We start from the raw sequence: 17,001 nt of genomic DNA on the forward strand, positions 1-17,001 counted from the left end.
AACCTGTCCATTTTCACATATGTGTGAATGAGGGGGGATCAAAGATGCATAGCTATCGTTCGTTAATTCATGTATGTGTGTTTATCCTGATTGTTGCTGTATCATTCGATTATATGGACAGTCCGTTTGAGCCGAAACAAATGGCCACATTTTCTGATGCAGTAGAAAGTGTAGCCCAAAACAAAGATCCGCTCTATAATAAGATAAAACATAAAAGCGAAGACTATGAAGAAGATCCCCAAAACGCGGTAATTGATAAAGTCTGGAAGAAAATGCCCGGACGCAATGGCGTGGAAGTAAATCTTGATGAATCCTATGAGCAAATGCAAGACCAGGATGGATTCGAGGACACATTGCTCGTTTATGACCAGATCGAACCGGACGTAACGATGGATGACTTGCCGCCCGCACCGGTTTATCGCGGCCATTCGGATAAGGATATGGTTTCGTTATTAATTAACGTAGCATGGGGGACAGAACATATTCCGGCTATCTTAAACACGTTAAAAGAACATGACGTTAAAGCCACCTTTTTTATTGAAGGCAAATGGGCGAAGAACAATACAGATTACGTCAAAATGATTGAGGAACAGGACCATCTGATTGGAAATCACGCTTATAATCATCCAGTTATGTCCCGTTTATCTCAGGAGGACATCCTGAAACAAATTAATCAGACCAACGATATTCTGGAAGCGATAACAGGTGAAACGCCTCAATTGCTTGCCCCGCCAAGTGGTGATTATAATAACTTGGTTGTTGAAACGGCTGCCAGTCAGAATATGCAAACAATTTTATGGAGCGTTGATACGGTTGATTGGAAGAACCCTTCCGTTTCTGTTATGCTTAATCGGGTGGATAGGAATATTCATCCCGGTGCGATGCTGCTGATGCATCCAACAGCGTCAATTGCTGAAGGATTGGATTCACTGCTTAAACATATTGAAGAAGACGGCTATCGTTTTGGAACGGTTAATACGTTACTAAGCAGCGAAAGATAGTCTTTAGGCCGCTTATTAGGAGGCAGAACATTGATTGAAAAACATACAAGTCAAAATGGGATGCGGATTGTTTTTGAAAGCATTCCGTCCGTTCGTTCGGTGACGATTGGCATATGGATTAAAACCGGATCACGGAATGAAACGGAAAATATTAATGGTATTTCGCATTTTCTGGAACACATGTTCTTTAAAGGAACAAACACCCGTTCGCCGCAGGATATTGCTGAAGCGTTTGATGCCATTGGCGGTCAGGTTAATGCCATGACATCGAAAGAATATACCTGTATCTATGCTAAAGTTATGGATACGCATAAAGAAGAAGCACTGGAAATACTGGCAGATATGTTCTTTAATTCGACGTTTGATGAAGAGGAAATGGAACGCGAGAAAAAAGTTGTCTTAGAGGAAATTAGAATGTATGAAGATACGCCTGATGATATGGTGCATGACTTGCTGGCACATGCCTCATTTGGCGATCATCCGCTGGGTTATCCGATACTGGGATCAGAAAAACAGCTGCAGTCGTTTTCACCGGAAACCCTGAAAACCTATATCAATGAACGTTATACACCTGATAATGTGGTCGTTTCCATTGCTGGTAATGCGGATGATACATTTATTCAGACAGCTGAAGACTATTTCAGCCGCTTTGAGGCGAGCGAGGCTAAGCATATCGGACTGGAACGCCCTGAATTTTTGGGCAGGCAAATTGAGCGTCAGAAGGATACCGAGCAGGCTCATTTATGCCTCGGGTATCATGGTCTGCCTGTCGATGATGAAAACATGTACAGCCTGATCACACTGAATAATGTTCTCGGCGGAAGTATGAGTTCACGCCTGTTTCAGGAAGTGAGGGAAAAACAGGGGCTGGCTTATGCCGTTTTTTCCTATCATGCCTCTTTTTTGGATAATGGACTGCTGACGATTTATGCCGGCACTGGCAAAGAACAGCTGCCAAAGCTGCGGGAGACGATCAATCGAACGGTTGATGATCTTATCCAGAATGGCCTGACGGATAAAGAACTGACTAACAGCAAGGAACAGCTGAAAGGCAATCTGATGATGAGCCTGGAAAGTACAAGCAGCCGGATGAGCCGCAATGGCCAGAACGAGTTATTGCTAAATAAGCATCGCTCAATGGATGATATGATTACTGAAATTGATGCTGTTACACATGATAAATTACGTTCCGTGATTGATTCAGTTCTCCGTCCCGCCCCATCCAGTGCACTAATTGGACCGGAGTCGGTTATTTCCTGAGCATCATTTCCTGTCTCCTGTCATATATATGTACGACGGTGCAGGAGGTGGCTTAATGCGCTATAAAGATATGAGCTCTAAGGAGATTGTAGACATCAATCAGGGATCACGCCTTGGTGTGCTGGGGCAGACAGATCTCGAAATCGACGAGTCATCCGGACAGATTGAATCTTTTGTTCTCCCGAATTATAAATGGTTCGGTCTGAAAAAAGAAGGTTCAGAAACAAAAATCAGCTGGACCTCGATCCGTAAAATTGGTGAAGATATGATTATGATCGAAGCCGGCGACGATTTGCCGTAAAAAACATAAAAAACTGGTGCTATTTAAAATGGCGCCAGTTTTTTTATGTGTCGTAATCACTAAACATTCATAAGAACATAAGCTATATTTGAGTATCGATTGGAACACTGTGTGGAGGGAGTTTCAGTTATGACGCAACACGTTGCTGTAATAGGCGGGGATGCCCGTTATCTTGAATTAATACGCCAGTTGCAGACATTGCCGGATGTCTCCATTCATTTAGTCGGTTTTGACAAACTCGAGCAGGGCTTTACAGGATTGGATCAGACAGACTTTGCCGATTTGGAACAAACAATGCTTGATGCTGTGATTTTACCAATTACCGGGACGGATCAGGATGGCTATGTGGAAACGGTTTTTTCCAGTCAAACCATCAGACTTACGCATGAATGGTTTGCCAGTTTAAATGATCAAACGGTGGTTTTCACCGGCATCACCAATGACTATTTGACTAACGCCATTAATAAAACCAACCTATCGCTGATTTCCTTGCTTAACCGGGACGATGTGGCTATTTACAATTCGATTCCAACGGCTGAGGGAACCATTATGATGGCGATTGAACATACAGACTATACGATTCATGCATCACGTGTTATTGTGGTTGGATTTGGCCGGGTTGGTAATACGGTTGCCAACAAGTTTGCGGCTTTAGGGGCTGAAGTGTCCGTTTGTGCCGAAAGTATTATGGATTTAGCCAGAATAACGGAATTGGGGCACACAGCTATCCCATTTGATGAATTGCACGCGCATACCCGTGATTGCGATTTATTGATCAATACAGTCCCGGCTCAAGTCGTTACGAAAGATGCTATTCAATACTTGCCGCCGCACGGTATTATTTTTGATCTTGCTTCGAAACCAGGCGGAACAGATTTCGACTATGCCCAAAAACGCGGTATTAAAGCAGTGTTAGCTAAAAGTCTGCCAGGTGTTGTTGCCCCAAAAACCGCCGGGAAGATTCTGGCGGATGTTGTGAAACAATTTTTAGCTGATTTTAAACGGAAGGAGAATGGCTAATGAACTTGAATGGAAAACGAATCGGTTTCGGTATAACAGGGTCACATTGCACATATGAAGCAGTATTTCCACAGCTGGAAAAACTAGTGGAAAGTGGTGCAGATGTCATCCCGATTGTTTCCTATACGGTACAGAATACAGATACCAAATTTGGCGAAGCAGCTGATCATGTAGCAAAAATTGAGTCTATCACAGGGAAGCGTGCTATTAAAACAATACCTGAGGCTGAACCACTCGGACCGAAGCTGCCGCTTGATTGCATGGTTGTAGCCCCTTTAACGGGCAATTCGATGAGCAAGTTAGCCAATGCTCTGACAGATACACCCGTATTAATGGCTGTTAAAGCAACTATAAGGAATCAAAATCCGATTGTGCTGGGGATATCGACCAATGATGCTCTTGGATTAAATGGTGTTAATCTGATGCGTCTTATGGCAACTCAATATTTCTACTTTATTCCTTATGGCCAGGATGATCCCTATAAGAAACCGAACTCACTCGTCTCAGATATGACCTTATTACAGGACACCGTTGCTTCGGCACTCAATAATCAGCAGCGTCAGCCAGTAATTATTCCTCACTGAGATGATAATATGATAGAATAAACGAAACAAACTTTTAGTGAGGTGTCTTATAGCATGGCTGAAACGAAACCAGTGAATCTGGCAGTTGTTGGAGCTACCGGTGCTGTTGGTGAAAAAATTATTCAATTACTTGAAAACAGAGATTTTCCAATTAATGAACTGAAATTGCTGTCCTCTAAACGTTCGGCTGGTAAAAAAGTGTCCTTTCGCAATCAGGAATTAACTGTGGAGGAGGCACAGCCGGAAAGTTTCCGGAATGTGGATATCGCTTTGTTTTCTGCGGGCGGCTCCGTTTCGAAAAAATTGGCGCCAGAGGCAGTGAAACATGGCACGGTTGTCATTGATAATACAAGTGCCTACAGAATGGACCAGAACGTACCATTAGTAGTGCCGGAGATTAATGAAGCCGATATCCGATTACACCAGGGCATCATTGCCAATCCAAATTGTTCAACCATTCAAATGGCTGCTGCATTAAAGCCAGTACAGGATGCATTTGGTCTGTCACGTGTGATTGTGTCGACGTATCAAGCTGTATCAGGAGCAGGCAATGCAGCGAATGATGAACTTGAGAACCAGACAAGGCAGTTTTTGAATGGTGAGGAGATGACCGCGGCACAATTGCCGGTTAAAGACGAATCCAGCCATTATCCCGTAGCATTTAATGCATTGCCGCAAATTGATACGTTTCAAGAAAATGGCTACACCTTTGAGGAAATGAAAATGATTAACGAAACGAAAAAAATTCTCCATCATGACGATCTGGCCATAGCGGCAACCTGTGTCAGACTGCCAATTTTTACATCACATGCTGAAAGCGTCTATCTTAATGTTGATCAGCAGGACGTGACGGTAAGCGATATATGGGATGTCCTGGAAAAAACGGAAGGAATTGTGCTCCAGGATAATCCTGATACACAAACATATCCAATGCCGCTCAGTTCATCTGATAAAGAAGACGTTTTTGTTGGGCGTGTCCGCAAAGATCTGGATGAGGCTAACGGCTTCCATTTATGGGTCGTGTCTGATAATCTGATCAAGGGCGCAGCATTGAATACGATTCAAATTGCGGAACATTTAAACAATCATAACTGGTTTTAGAAGAGGTGGAACAATGCAGATATTAGTTCAAAAATTCGGTGGGACTTCTGTTCAGTCAGAAGATAATCGAATGCATGCTATTCAGCATATTAAAAATGCGCTTATGAACAATTATAAAGTCGTTGTTGTGGTATCTGCATTGGGGCGAAAGCCTGCACCATATGCAACGGATTCATTGCTTGATCTGGTTGATTTTCCGAAAAGCTATAACAGCAATCGGGAACTTGATTTGCTTATGTCATGCGGCGAAACAATTGCATCAGTTGTCTTATCAAATGAACTGCAGAAAAACCATATCAATGCTACAGCTCTAACAGGATCACAGGCAGGCTTTTTGACCAATGACGAATTTAACGAAGCCAAAATCAGGGAAGTTAAACCTGATCGTGTGTATGATGAATTTCATAATCATGATGTTGTTGTGGTAGCCGGTTTCCAGGGTCAGACCCCCGCTGGTGATACCACTACGATTGGCAGAGGCGGCAGCGATACCACAGCTGCTGCCATTGGCGCGGGTCTGAATGCTGAGCGCATCGAAATTTTCACAGATGTGAATGGTGTTATGACCGCTGATCCGAACATGGTGGCTTCAGCCAGATCACTGGATATCGTCACTTATACGGAAATTTGTAACCTTGCTTATCAGGGTGCTAAAGTCATCCATCCAAGAGCTGTCGAAATTGCGATGCAAGCTAAAATCCCAATGCGTGTGCGCTCGGCCTACGCTGAGGATGAAGGAACATTAATCACCGCATCCAGTTCGCAGGAATTGGGAACAGATATCCCTGACAGGCTAATTACCGGCATAGCCCATATGTCTTCCATAACCCAAATCAGCGTTCAGACGAAAAAAGATTCTAATGCAATGCAGTCTGACATTTTTAAAGCGATGGCTGAAGCAGGTATTTCAGTTGACTTTATCAATATTTCACCGACCGGTGTTGTTTATACAGTACCGGATACCCATACCGAAAAAGCGGTCAGCATTTTAAAGACGCTGGGTTTTTATCCAGAAATAACCGAAGACTGTGCGAAAGTGTCTGCGGTTGGAGCAGGAATGACCGGCGAACCAGGTGTTGCCGCCAAAATCGTACAGTCGTTGACAGATGCAGGTGTGCAGATTTTGCAGTCTGCTGACAGTCATACAACCATATGGGTGCTTATTCATCAACAGGATCTGAAGACGGCTGTGAATGCACTGCACGATGTTTTTGCCTTGAACACCCTGGAAAAAAATCTTGTATAAATGGTATACAGCAAGTACAGTAATAGCTCTTTCTAAACATTTTTTGATGAAGAAAGGTGTTCGATCATGGACTTTGGTAGAATTTTAACAGCGATGGTAACCCCATTTGATACGGATAATCAAATTGATTTTGACAAGGCAACTGCTTTAATTGAGTATTTGCTAAATAATGGCAGTGAAGGTTTGGTGATTGGAGGAACAACCGGCGAATCACCAACGCTTTCGGCAGATGAGAAAGTTGCTTTATTCAAGCATACCGTTGAAGTCGTCAATCACCGGGTTCCTGTGATTGCAGGAACTGGCAGCAACGATACCCATGCCTCGGTGACACTGACCAAATCAGCTGAAGAAGTGGGTGTTGATGGCGTTATGCTGGTGGCACCCTATTATAATAAGCCCAATCAGGAAGGACTTTTCCAGCATTTCTCAGCCATCGCTCAGGAAACATCATTGCCGGTTATACTCTACAATGTGCCAGGGCGTACGGCTGTTAACATGACGGCTGATACGATTACGCGTCTCAGCACGATTGCCAACATAACGGCTGTTAAAGATGCAAGCGGTAATTTGGACCAGGTGTCTGCTGTTATTGACCAAACACCTGATGAGTTCAGTGTTTACAGCGGAGAAGACAGTATGACACTGCCTATGCTCTCAGTTGGTGCAGATGGTGTCATATCGGTCGTATCCCATATTGCTGGGAATGATCTTCAGCAAATGGTTTACGCCCATAAGGCAGGCAATGTGAGAGAAGCTTCCCGCATTCATCGTCAATTGCTCCCGGTCATGAAAGGGCTGTTCGCTCAGCCTTCACCTGTTCCGGTGAAAACAGCTCTGACCATGAAAGGTGTGGAAACGGGCGGTGTAAGACTGCCATTAATTCCTTTGACTGATACGGAAAGAACCCATTTAAAAACATTAATTGAAAGTTAAAAATATCGGTCTTTGTACCGATATTTTTTATTTTGCCTGCATGGTTGACATCCATTAGTCCCATACTACCGCATAGAGACGTGTAACTAGTTAAGTATGCAAAAGGAGTTGGTTATAATGGACAAAGAATCATCCAAGCAAGATGATCAGAATCAATCACAGGATGAGCAAAATAATGATTCATCTTTGGTGCAGAAAATCCAGCAATTAGGTCAATCCAACGTTGCTCAGGCGCCGGATTCCAATATCCATGTCATCTCAATCATTGGCCAGATTGAAGGACATATGCAACTTCCGGCCCAAAATAAAACAACGAAATATGAACACATGCTGCCTCAGCTTATTTCTGTGGAACAAAATCCTGAAATTGAAGGGCTGATTGTCTTGCTGAATACAATCGGCGGTGATGTTGAGGCAGGTCTCGCACTATCAGAAATGATTGCTTCTGTTTCGAAACCGGTTGTGTCGATTGTACTGGGAGGCGGTCATTCTATCGGTGTTCCCATTGCTGTCGCGGCTGATTACTCCTATGTAGTACCAACAGCCACGATGACTGTTCATCCGATTCGGCTGAATGGCCAAGTTATTGGTGTGCCGCAAACATTTGAGTATATCGATAAAATGCAGGAGCGTGTCGTTAATTTCGTCGTTCAGCACTCGAATATCGAGGAAGATAAGTTTAACGAGCTCATGTTTGCACGCGGCAATCTGACCAGGGATATTGGAACGAATGTTGTGGGGACTGATGCAGTCGAATACGGGTTAATCGACGGTATTGGCGGTGTCGGTCAAGCTACGGTCAAACTAAACGAAATGATTAAGGATAAAAAAACATCAGAAAGCGAGTGAATCCCCCATGTTACACACGCCTTTAGCAACAACCGATATTTTTCCAGATTCGAGTGAAGCGTTCGAAAAACGTCTGTGTGTGTCGTATAAAGGGAAACAACTATACGTTGAAAAGATGGACGATGGCAGCTATCAAGTACTGCAATTACTGTCCAGTGATCCACAGGATTTTATGAATTCGGACTATCTGCCTGGTACAATGCTGCGCTGAACAGCACGAATGATTGCATTCTGTGCTATAATGGAACTAATTGTCATTCGACCCTTGCCTGCAAGCCGGCAGGGGTTGATTATTCCATTAGGACATGTTTATAAAGCACTCGCGATCGTAAGTGAGGTGATGATTGTGGCAAAGAAAAAACGCAAGAAAAAGAAGCGTCAATTGAACAAGCAGGTAAAATCGGAATTACTTGGACTATTGTTTATATTTTTAGCGATTTTTGGCAGTGGCGCCAGTGCGATAAGTGATGGGGCTATACCGGGCGGTCTTGAACATATTTTTCGTTTTTTTCTAGGAATCTGGTATTTTGTAGCATCCTTGTTGCTGCTTGTGACCGGTGTTCTTTTGATGGTAAAACGTCGCTACCCTGACTTTAGCCATAAAAAAATGATTGGTTTTTATATCATTTTTGGTGGTCTCTTACTTCTGACACATATTCAGACGTATGAGAGCTGGCTTGTCTCCTCGGACGAGTCGTCTATTCTGCGGGCTACGTGGGATCATTTCTTTGCCTATGCAAATGGTGAAATCGGGGCATTACAAACCGGCGGGGGGATGATCGGAGGCGTTCTTTTCACGTTCTGTTATTTTTTGTTTTCCTCGGCTGGCGCTAAAATTGTCGCCGTCTTTTCGATTTTAATCGGAATTATAGTCATGACTGAGTTTTCATTGGGAAGCTTTTTTGCGGCATGGCAAAAACGTTTGTCCAACATGGTTCGCAGTATCAGAAGTCGTATGTCAGCAGTTCGTTCGTCTCGTAATCGTCCAGATAATGAAGATGTTTCTGACCAGCAGGTGGTATCTGATCAGAAACCTGATCAGGACGAGCCAGTTATTCAGGATTTCACAGACTTTGCTTATTCATATAATGCACAGGAGATCGCTGAAAATGAAGACCCACCTGGCGAAGACCCATCTGGTGCAGAAACGAATGATGGGGACGACATAACAATGGAACCGGAAAGCTTATCTGCCATGACAGAAACAGAAAACCGGGAATATGAATTACCGTCCGTCAATCTGCTTGCTGAGCCTGTTCAAAATTCCCAGCAGCAGGAAAAGTCGCAAATTCAGGCAACTGTCCGAAAACTTGAGCAGACATTTCAGAGCTTTAATGTTAAGGCAAAAGTGACAAAAGTTCATGTTGGTCCTGCAGTTACCAAGTATGAGATTTCGCCTGAAGCTGGTGTCAAGGTGAGCAAGATTGTCAATTTGCATGATGACCTGGCATTGGCACTGGCAGCGAGAGATATTCGGATTGAAGCACCCATTCCCGGGAAATCAGCTGTCGGAATTGAGGTGCCCAATCAGGACGTTGCGAAGGTGTCACTGCGGGAAGTGCTGGACACAACAGCACAAAATCAATCTTCCAAACTATTATTCGGGCTTGGACGGGATATTTCCGGTGAGGCCATTATTTCAGAATTAAGCAAAATGCCGCATATGCTGATTGCTGGTGCAACAGGAAGCGGAAAAAGTGTTTGTGTGAACGGGATTATTACAACGATTCTGATGCGGGCTAAACCGCATGAAGTTAAAATGATGATGATTGATCCGAAAAAAGTGGAACTGAATGTCTATAATGGTATTCCTCATCTATTGACGCCTGTTGTGACTGATCCGAAAAAAGCTTCCAATGCGCTGCAAAAAGTTGTAACTGAAATGGACAGGCGATATGAACTTTTTTCAGAATCAGGGACACGTAATATCGAGGGGTATAATGACTACATCCGTAAATTCAATGAGACAGCTGCAGACGAGGACCGGCAGCCCAATCTCCCATATATTGTGGTTCTGGTGGATGAACTGGCCGATTTAATGATGGTTGCCTCTAATGAAGTAGAAGAAGCGATTACGAGACTGGCACAAATGGCCCGCGCAGCTGGTATCCATCTTATTCTGGCGACACAACGGCCATCAGTGGATGTTATCACAGGTGTCATTAAAGCCAATATCCCGTCTCGTATTGCCTTTAGTGTTTCCTCAGCAACAGATTCGCGGACGATCCTTGATGCTGGTGGTGCTGAAAAATTACTGGGCCGCGGTGATATGCTGTTCATGCCGGTTGGTTCGTCAAAACCAATCAGGGTACAGGGAGCATTCCTGTCAGATGAAGAAGTTGAACGGATCGTTGATTACTGTATTGATCAGCAAAAGGCCTCCTACCAGGATGACATGATGCCGGAGGAGCCAAGTGAAACAGTATCCGATGTGGATGATGACCTGTATGATGACGCGGTGCAGCTTATTATAGAAATGCAGAGTGCCAGTGTTTCGATGCTGCAAAGGCGGTTCCGGATCGGCTATAATCGAGCAGCGCGTTTAATTGATGCGATGGAAGATCATGGGGTCGTCGGACCTTATGAAGGAAGCAAACCACGAAAAGTACTGGCTACCCAATCTCAGGAGGAAAAATCGTCTTAGGTCTTACCAAATGGCGGTATCTAGACATGATTTAGAGATGCTGCTATTTGGTATTTTTTATCAAATTTAAAATTTTAGAAAATCATTCTATAAATGTGTTTATTTATGATGTAGGGCATGTTACAATTATGGCAAATTTGAGAGTCTTACGTCAGATGTCAGATTTCTCGAACTGCTCTTATATTTTAAAAGATAGGAAGGGATACTGTGTCGCTGAAATATGATTCACGGCATCTATACTTACAAGTAATTGATCAGATTAAACATGATATCGAAAACGGTAAATATCATGCAAAACAAAAACTCCCTTCTGAATTTGAACTGGCAAATGATCTTGGTGTCTCACGTGCAACACTCAGAGAGGCATTACGCATCCTGGAAGAGGAAACTATTTTAACACGCCGTCATGGTGTTGGAACGTTTGTCAATCCTAAGCCCATTTTCTCCTCTGGCATCGAGCAATTGTATAGTGTGACACACATGATAGAGCAATCAGGCAAGGTTCCGGGTTCACAATTTTTATCAACAGAGTTCCAGGAACCGACCAGGGAAGAGCAGCTTAAATTTTCACCAAAAGACATTCAAACCCTGGCAAAAGTTGAACGTGTCCGGACAGCAGATGATCAGCCAGTTGTGTTTTGTATCGATAAATTGCCCGAAGGACTCATTCCGCTGGATCATGTTAACGAGTCAGATTCAATTTTTAAACTAATGGAGGCCTATTCCGGTAAACATGTTGCTTATGCTGTAACGTATATAGAACCTGTCAGTTATCATGAACGCATTCATGATATATTGCGATGTCATCCTGACCAATCGCTGTTGCTGTTGAAGCAAATGCATTATACAGCCAATGATGAGCCGGTTCTGTATTCGGCCAATTTCTTTCAGCCTGATATGTTCAGTTTTCATGTTGTAAGGAAGCGAATGTAAAGGGTTTCATAGACCCTTTTAGGAGGAGGTGATAGCCTGACCAATTGCGTTTTAGTTTTGCCAATATTAGTATTATTAAATAATAAGGGGGAATTGAATTGACTAACCGAAAATCACTTATGCTGCTGGTGCTGCTGACTTTTGGGGTTGTACTTGCAGCTTGTGGCGGGGGAGATTCTGCCGATGAGGACTCCAGTTCCGATAATGGAGATGCCGAAAAAAGTGAAACAGCTAAAGGTGAAACAGCCGACTTTTCATCCGGTCTGGTAACAGATGTTGGGGGTGTTGATGACAAATCGTTCAACCAATCTGCGTGGGAAGGCTTGCAGGAATGGGGAAAAGAGCATGACCTGGAAAAAGGTGAAGGATTTGATTATGCCCAGTCAAATAATGATTCCGACTACGAACCAAACTTAAACCGGATGGTTCGTGAAGATTATAATATGGTTTTTGGTATCGGTTACAAACTGGAAGATGCCATCAGCGATGTTGCTGATCAATATCCCGATACAAACTTTGCAATTGTTGACTCAGTAGTTGAAGGCGATAACGTTGCCAGTATCACATTTGCTGACCATGAAGGTTCCTTTCTTGCAGGTGTCGCCGCAGCCAATAAAACCAATACCGGTAAAGTTGGCTTTATTGGCGGTACGGATTCCGATCTGATTAATAAATTTGAGGCAGGCTTTGTAGCAGGTGTTAAAACAGTTGATTCTGATATTGAAGTGGATGTTCAATATGCAGGTGCCTTTGATGCGCCAGATGACGGAAAACTGATTGCTTCCAGTATGTATAATGAAGACATTGATATTATTTATCATTCGTCAGGCGCAACAGGCAATGGGGTGTTTGCACAAGCGAAAGATATTAAAAACAGTGATCCGGATCGTGATATCTGGGTCATCGGAGTCGACCGTGACCAGTACGATGAAGGCCAGATTGGCGATCAAAATGTCACCTTAACATCTATGGTTAAGCGCGTTGATAACGCTGTTCAGCAGGTTAGCAACATGGCCATGGATGATGACTTCCCTGGCGGCGACGTTTTAGAATTCGGTGTTGAAGATAACGGTGTTGGTTTAGTGGATACAAATGATGAAGCTTATACAGATGAGATTGCAGAAGCCGCAGCGGATTGGAAACAAAAAATCATTGACGGTGACGTTGATGTTCCGCAAACACATGATGAACTGGATGATTATCTGGATTCACTGTAGAACAGATTGAAAGAGGCTGGGAATAACGAATTTATTAACTCTAACACGTGTGATATCAAAAAAGCGCACAGGAAATATATGCAGACTCTGCGGGAACAAAGACTCATCTCGTCCGCGGAAAACGGTGTCTATTTTCGGCGCTCATGACACTGGCGTTTTAGTGGCTGATCGGTTTTCTGTTATATAAATATGTCCCAGCCTCTTTTCCATAGAGCGGCACAACGTCATAGCTGAAATTGCCAAATGAAAAGATGCTGGAAAGACATTTTCTTTTGGCAATTTTGAATGCAGCTACGTGATCGTTGATTTTAGGAGTGATAAACGTGGATTATGTCGTCGAAATGATCGATATTCGCAAGGAATTTCCTGGAGTTGTTGCCAATGATCGTGTTACCCTCCGGCTGAAAAAAGGGGAAATTCATGCTTTGTTAGGTGAGAATGGTGCTGGCAAATCGACGCTGATGAATGTATTATTCGGACTTTATCAGCCGGAAAAAGGAGAAATTCGCGTCAATGGCGAACCTGTTAATATTACAGACCCGAACGTTGCGAATGAACTGGGCATTGGTATGGTGCATCAGCATTTTATGCTTGTAGAACCTTTTACGGTTACACAAAATATTATTCTGGGAAATGAACCGACTAAATTTGGGAAGGTTAATTTAAAAAAAGCTGAACAAGACGTCCAGGAATTGTCGGATCGCTACGGTTTGCGTGTAGATGCCTCAGCTAAGATCCGTGATATTTCCGTTGGTATGCAGCAGCGTGTCGAAATTCTTAAAACATTGTACCGGGGTGCGGAGGTATTAATTTTTGATGAGCCTACTGCAGCTCTGACGCCCCAGGAGATCACTGAACTGAAAGAAATTATGAACTCTTTGATTGCTGAAGGCAAGTCGATCATTCTAATCACACATAAGCTGAAGGAAATTATGGACAGTGCTGACCGCTGTACTGTGATTCGCAAAGGTGAGGGAATCGATACGGTTGATGTAGCTGATACGTCTGCGGATGCATTGGCGTCACTTATGGTAGGCCGCAACGTTAGTTTTCATACAGATAAAAAACCGGCTGAGCCAAAAGAAACTGTCCTGAAGGTTGAAGATTTAAAGGTGAAAGATAATCGTAAAGTTGCTATGGTGAAAGATTTAAATCTTTCAGTGCGTGCCGGTGAGATTGTTGGAATCGCTGGTGTGGACGGCAATGGCCAATCTGAATTAGTCGAAGCGATTACCGGTCTGCATAAAGCCGAATCCGGCACCGTTACGTTGAATAACAAAAATATCACCAATTTATCTCCCCGTAAAGTGACTGAGAGCGGAGTGGGCCATATTCCTCAGGACCGGCAGAAATACGGACTTGTTCTGGATTTTACGATTGGTGAAAATATGGTGCTGCAAACGTACTACCAAAAGCCGTATGCCACATATAAAACACTTAATTATAAAGAAATCTATAAAAAAGCTTCAGAACTTATAGATGAATATGATGTTCGGACGCCCAGCGTTTACACCAAGGCAAGAGCTTTATCAGGCGGTAATCAGCAGAAAGCTATTATTGCGAGAGAAATCGATCGTTCACCGGATTTGCTCATAGCGGCGCAGCCAACGCGAGGACTGGATATTGGTGCTATTGAATCCATTCACAACCGATTAATAAAAGAACGGGATAAGGGCAAAGCTGTGCTGCTTGTTTCGTTTGAATTGGATGAAATCATGGATATCAGCGACCGGATTGCTGTTATGTTTGACGGCCGGAATATTGCAGAAGTTAGCCCCGGGGAAACGGATGAAAATGAATTAGGCCTGCTGATGGCAGGAAGTCATGCGGACAAGGCAGGTGACCAATCATGAATTCAAATAGAATGTTTAACATTCTGGTCCCGCTCATATCTGTCCTGATTGGTTTATTGGCGGGTGCACTCCTGATGCTTGGATTTGGCTACAATCCTGTAACAGGCTATGTTGCTCTTTGGAATGGTGCGTTTGGAGATGCTTATTATATTGGTGAAACAGTTCGTCAGGTAACGCCCTACATATTAACGGGGCTGGCTGTGGCGTTTGCTTTCAGAGCCGGTTTATTGAATATTGGTGCTGAAGGTCAAGTGACAGTTGGGTGGCTGGCAGCCGTATGGATTGGTACAACAGTGGAAGCGCCCATGTTCATTCATCTGCCCCTGGCCGTCATTGCTGCGGCGCTGGCTGGTGCATTTTGGGGATTTATTCCCGGTATTTTGAAAGCTGCGCGTGGTGTTCATGAAGTTATTATAACCATTATGTTAAATTATACAGCTTTGTATTCGGCTAATGCGATCATCCGGAGTGTACTGTCAGATAACGAAGATAAAACGCCTGATGTAGCCTCAACAGCTTCACTGGCATCTGAATGGTTCCAGAATATAACGTATTTTTCGCGTATGCATTATGGTATATTCATCGCTTTATTTGCTGTTGTGATTATGTGGTTTATCATTGAACGGACCTCACTGGGGTTTGAACTTAAGTCAGTTGGCCTGAATGAATATGCCTCAAAGTACGCTGGCATGAGCGTTAAACGAAATCTTGTATTATCAATGGTAATTTCCGGTGGTTTTGCAGGCTTAGCTGGTGCTATGGAAGGCTTGGGAACATTTGGGTACATGTCAGTACAGTCAGGGTTCAATAATCTGGGATTTGATGGAATTGCCGTTGCTCTTTTGGGTTCTAATACACCTGTTGGTGTGGTGCTGGCTGCTATCCTGTTTGGGGCACTTAAGGTCGGTGCTTTAAACATGCCCACTGAAGCAGGTGTGCCGACTGAGCTGGTTGACGTTATTATCGCTCTGATTATTTTCTTTGTTGGTTCAAGCTACATTATTCGCTGGGTTATACGCCGCTTTAAAAAGGAGGAAAAATAAATGGGGTTTATCGATTTATTACAGTCAATTATTCCACCGGCCTTGTTCTTTTCAGCCCCTCTGATCTTTACGGCTTTGGGCGGTGTATTCAGCGAACGTTCGGGTGTTATCAATATCGGGCTGGAAGGCCTTATGGTGATGGGTGCGTTTGTCGGAGTTGTTTTTAATCTCAAATTTGCCGATATGTTTGGTTCCTGGACACCCTGGATTTCCATTATCGCTGCCGCGTTGATAGGGGGCGTTTTTTCCCTGATTCATGCAGTGGCTGCCGTATCTTTCCGCGCCAATCAGGTTGTCAGCGGCGTTGCCATTAATTTTCTGGCACTGGGTCTGGGTGTTTTCCTGACAAAACAATGGTATGGCAAAGGCCAGACGGAAATGGTATCTGAACAGTTTTTTTCCCGTGATATCCCAGTTTTGGCTGATATTCCAATCATCGGGAAGATCTTCTTTCAGGATATTTACTTAACATCCTATTTGGCAATCATTTTAGCATTTATTGTCTGGTACATTCTTTATAAAACATCGTTTGGGCTGCGGCTTCGTTCAGTTGGGGAGCATCCGATGGCAGCTGATACAAATGGCATCAGCGTTTACAAAATGCGTTATACAGCTGTTATTTTGTCCGGTGTCCTTGGCGGTCTGGGCGGATCAGTCTTTGCTTTAACCATAGCTTTAAACTTTTCCCATGCGACGATTGTCGGGCAGGGATTTATGTCATTGGCTGCTGTTATTTTCGGAAAATGGCATCCGTTAGGCGCGATGGGCGCTGCTTTATTCTTTGGTTTTGCGCAGAGCCTGAGTGTTATAAGTGGTGGTATTCCGGTTTTGGAGGACATACCGCAAGTGTTTCTGCTGATTGCCCCATATGTATTGACAATACTGGCCCTGGCAGGTTTTATCGGCCGGGCTGAAGCACCTAAGGCTAATGGTGAACCCTACATTAAAGGCACACGATAAGCTTTAAATGACTTGAGCCGAAAATGCTTATGCCAAAAGCGATATTTGCGACGTCC

Annotated in this window: 16 protein-coding genes; all 16 read left to right on the top strand. The window is 43.7% G+C overall.

Translation table 11 applies throughout. The features are described from left to right. Positions 1–44 precede the first annotated feature (44 nt). A complete protein-coding gene (locus ACZ444_RS07380; protein ID WP_382357310.1) occupies positions 45–1,001 on the top strand; it encodes a polysaccharide deacetylase family protein in 957 nt (318 codons plus the stop codon). 30 nt (positions 1,002–1,031) lie between these two features. Next, entirely contained in the window at positions 1,032–2,261 is a 1,230-nt protein-coding gene (locus ACZ444_RS07385) for a M16 family metallopeptidase (protein WP_382357311.1), read from the top strand. A 55-nt stretch (positions 2,262–2,316) separates the two neighbouring features. Beyond that, the gene (locus tag ACZ444_RS07390; RefSeq protein WP_382357312.1) at positions 2,317–2,562 is read left to right on the top strand and encodes a YlmC/YmxH family sporulation protein; all 246 of its coding nucleotides are present in this window, start codon (positions 2,317–2,319) and stop codon (positions 2,560–2,562) included. Positions 2,563–2,691: 129 nt separating this feature from the next. Then, complete coding sequence (gene dpaA, locus ACZ444_RS07395; RefSeq protein ID WP_382357313.1) at positions 2,692–3,582, top strand: dipicolinic acid synthetase subunit A; 891 nt, start codon at positions 2,692–2,694, stop codon at positions 3,580–3,582. Next, positions 3,582–4,166: a dipicolinate synthase subunit B gene (gene dpaB, locus ACZ444_RS07400; RefSeq protein WP_382357314.1), complete on the top strand. Its 585-nt coding sequence runs from the start codon at positions 3,582–3,584 to the stop codon at positions 4,164–4,166. The genes dpaA and dpaB overlap by 1 nt, the downstream gene beginning before the upstream one ends. A gap of 54 nt (positions 4,167–4,220) precedes the next feature. Further along, positions 4,221–5,267, top strand: coding sequence for an aspartate-semialdehyde dehydrogenase (gene asd / locus ACZ444_RS07405; RefSeq protein ID WP_382357315.1), 1,047 nt, complete (start codon positions 4,221–4,223; stop codon positions 5,265–5,267). 13 nt (positions 5,268–5,280) lie between these two features. Beyond that, entirely contained in the window at positions 5,281–6,513 is a 1,233-nt protein-coding gene (dapG, locus tag ACZ444_RS07410; RefSeq protein ID WP_382357316.1) for an aspartate kinase, read from the top strand. Between the two features lie 63 nt (positions 6,514–6,576). Further along, positions 6,577–7,446 (top strand): 4-hydroxy-tetrahydrodipicolinate synthase, encoded by an 870-nt coding sequence (dapA, locus tag ACZ444_RS07415; RefSeq protein WP_382357369.1) that lies wholly within the window; start codon positions 6,577–6,579, stop codon positions 7,444–7,446. 117 nt (positions 7,447–7,563) lie between these two features. Continuing rightward, the gene (locus ACZ444_RS07420) at positions 7,564–8,295 is read left to right on the top strand and encodes a ClpP family protease (protein ID WP_382357317.1); all 732 of its coding nucleotides are present in this window, start codon (positions 7,564–7,566) and stop codon (positions 8,293–8,295) included. 7 nt (positions 8,296–8,302) lie between these two features. Beyond that, positions 8,303–8,506 carry a YlzJ-like family protein gene (locus ACZ444_RS07425; protein WP_382357318.1) on the top strand — a complete coding sequence of 68 codons (204 nt, stop codon included), beginning with the start codon at positions 8,303–8,305 and terminating at the stop codon, positions 8,504–8,506. Positions 8,507–8,635: 129 nt separating this feature from the next. Next, positions 8,636–10,939 (top strand): FtsK/SpoIIIE family DNA translocase, encoded by a 2,304-nt coding sequence (locus ACZ444_RS07430; RefSeq protein WP_382357370.1) that lies wholly within the window; start codon positions 8,636–8,638, stop codon positions 10,937–10,939. 207 nt (positions 10,940–11,146) lie between these two features. Beyond that, the gene (locus tag ACZ444_RS07435) at positions 11,147–11,872 is read left to right on the top strand and encodes a GntR family transcriptional regulator (protein ID WP_464433230.1); all 726 of its coding nucleotides are present in this window, start codon (positions 11,147–11,149) and stop codon (positions 11,870–11,872) included. Between the two features lie 98 nt (positions 11,873–11,970). Then, a complete protein-coding gene (locus ACZ444_RS07440; RefSeq protein ID WP_382357320.1) occupies positions 11,971–13,089 on the top strand; it encodes a BMP family lipoprotein in 1,119 nt (372 codons plus the stop codon). 323 nt (positions 13,090–13,412) lie between these two features. Then, the gene (locus tag ACZ444_RS07445) at positions 13,413–14,942 is read left to right on the top strand and encodes an ABC transporter ATP-binding protein (RefSeq protein WP_382357321.1); all 1,530 of its coding nucleotides are present in this window, start codon (positions 13,413–13,415) and stop codon (positions 14,940–14,942) included. After that, positions 14,939–15,985, top strand: coding sequence for an ABC transporter permease (locus tag ACZ444_RS07450; protein ID WP_382357322.1), 1,047 nt, complete (start codon positions 14,939–14,941; stop codon positions 15,983–15,985). The genes ACZ444_RS07445 and ACZ444_RS07450 overlap by 4 nt, the downstream gene beginning before the upstream one ends. Next, on the top strand, positions 15,986–16,945 hold the full coding sequence (locus ACZ444_RS07455; RefSeq protein ID WP_382357323.1) for an ABC transporter permease: 960 nt from the start codon (positions 15,986–15,988) through the stop codon (positions 16,943–16,945). The last annotated feature ends 56 nt before the right edge of the window (positions 16,946–17,001 follow it).

The sequence above is a fragment of the Lentibacillus kimchii genome, assembly GCF_055381965.1.

What these genes read in the sequence shown, in the direction of transcription:
- ACZ444_RS07380 (WP_382357310.1), top strand. Translation starts at nt 45, where the DNA reads ATGCATAGCTATCGTTCGTTAATTCATGTATGTGTGTTTATCCTGATT.
- ACZ444_RS07390 (WP_382357312.1), top strand. Translation starts at nt 2,317, where the DNA reads ATGCGCTATAAAGATATGAGCTCTAAGGAGATTGTAGACATCAATCAG.
- dpaA (WP_382357313.1), top strand. Translation starts at nt 2,692, where the DNA reads ATGACGCAACACGTTGCTGTAATAGGCGGGGATGCCCGTTATCTTGAA.
- dpaB (WP_382357314.1), top strand. Translation starts at nt 3,582, where the DNA reads ATGAACTTGAATGGAAAACGAATCGGTTTCGGTATAACAGGGTCACAT.
- asd (WP_382357315.1), top strand. Translation starts at nt 4,221, where the DNA reads ATGGCTGAAACGAAACCAGTGAATCTGGCAGTTGTTGGAGCTACCGGT.
- dapG (WP_382357316.1), top strand. Translation starts at nt 5,281, where the DNA reads ATGCAGATATTAGTTCAAAAATTCGGTGGGACTTCTGTTCAGTCAGAA.
- ACZ444_RS07420 (WP_382357317.1), top strand. Translation starts at nt 7,564, where the DNA reads ATGGACAAAGAATCATCCAAGCAAGATGATCAGAATCAATCACAGGAT.
- ACZ444_RS07425 (WP_382357318.1), top strand. Translation starts at nt 8,303, where the DNA reads ATGTTACACACGCCTTTAGCAACAACCGATATTTTTCCAGATTCGAGT.
- ACZ444_RS07430 (WP_382357370.1), top strand. Translation starts at nt 8,636, where the DNA reads ATGATTGTGGCAAAGAAAAAACGCAAGAAAAAGAAGCGTCAATTGAAC.
- ACZ444_RS07450 (WP_382357322.1), top strand. Translation starts at nt 14,939, where the DNA reads ATGAATTCAAATAGAATGTTTAACATTCTGGTCCCGCTCATATCTGTC.
- ACZ444_RS07455 (WP_382357323.1), top strand. Translation starts at nt 15,986, where the DNA reads ATGGGGTTTATCGATTTATTACAGTCAATTATTCCACCGGCCTTGTTC.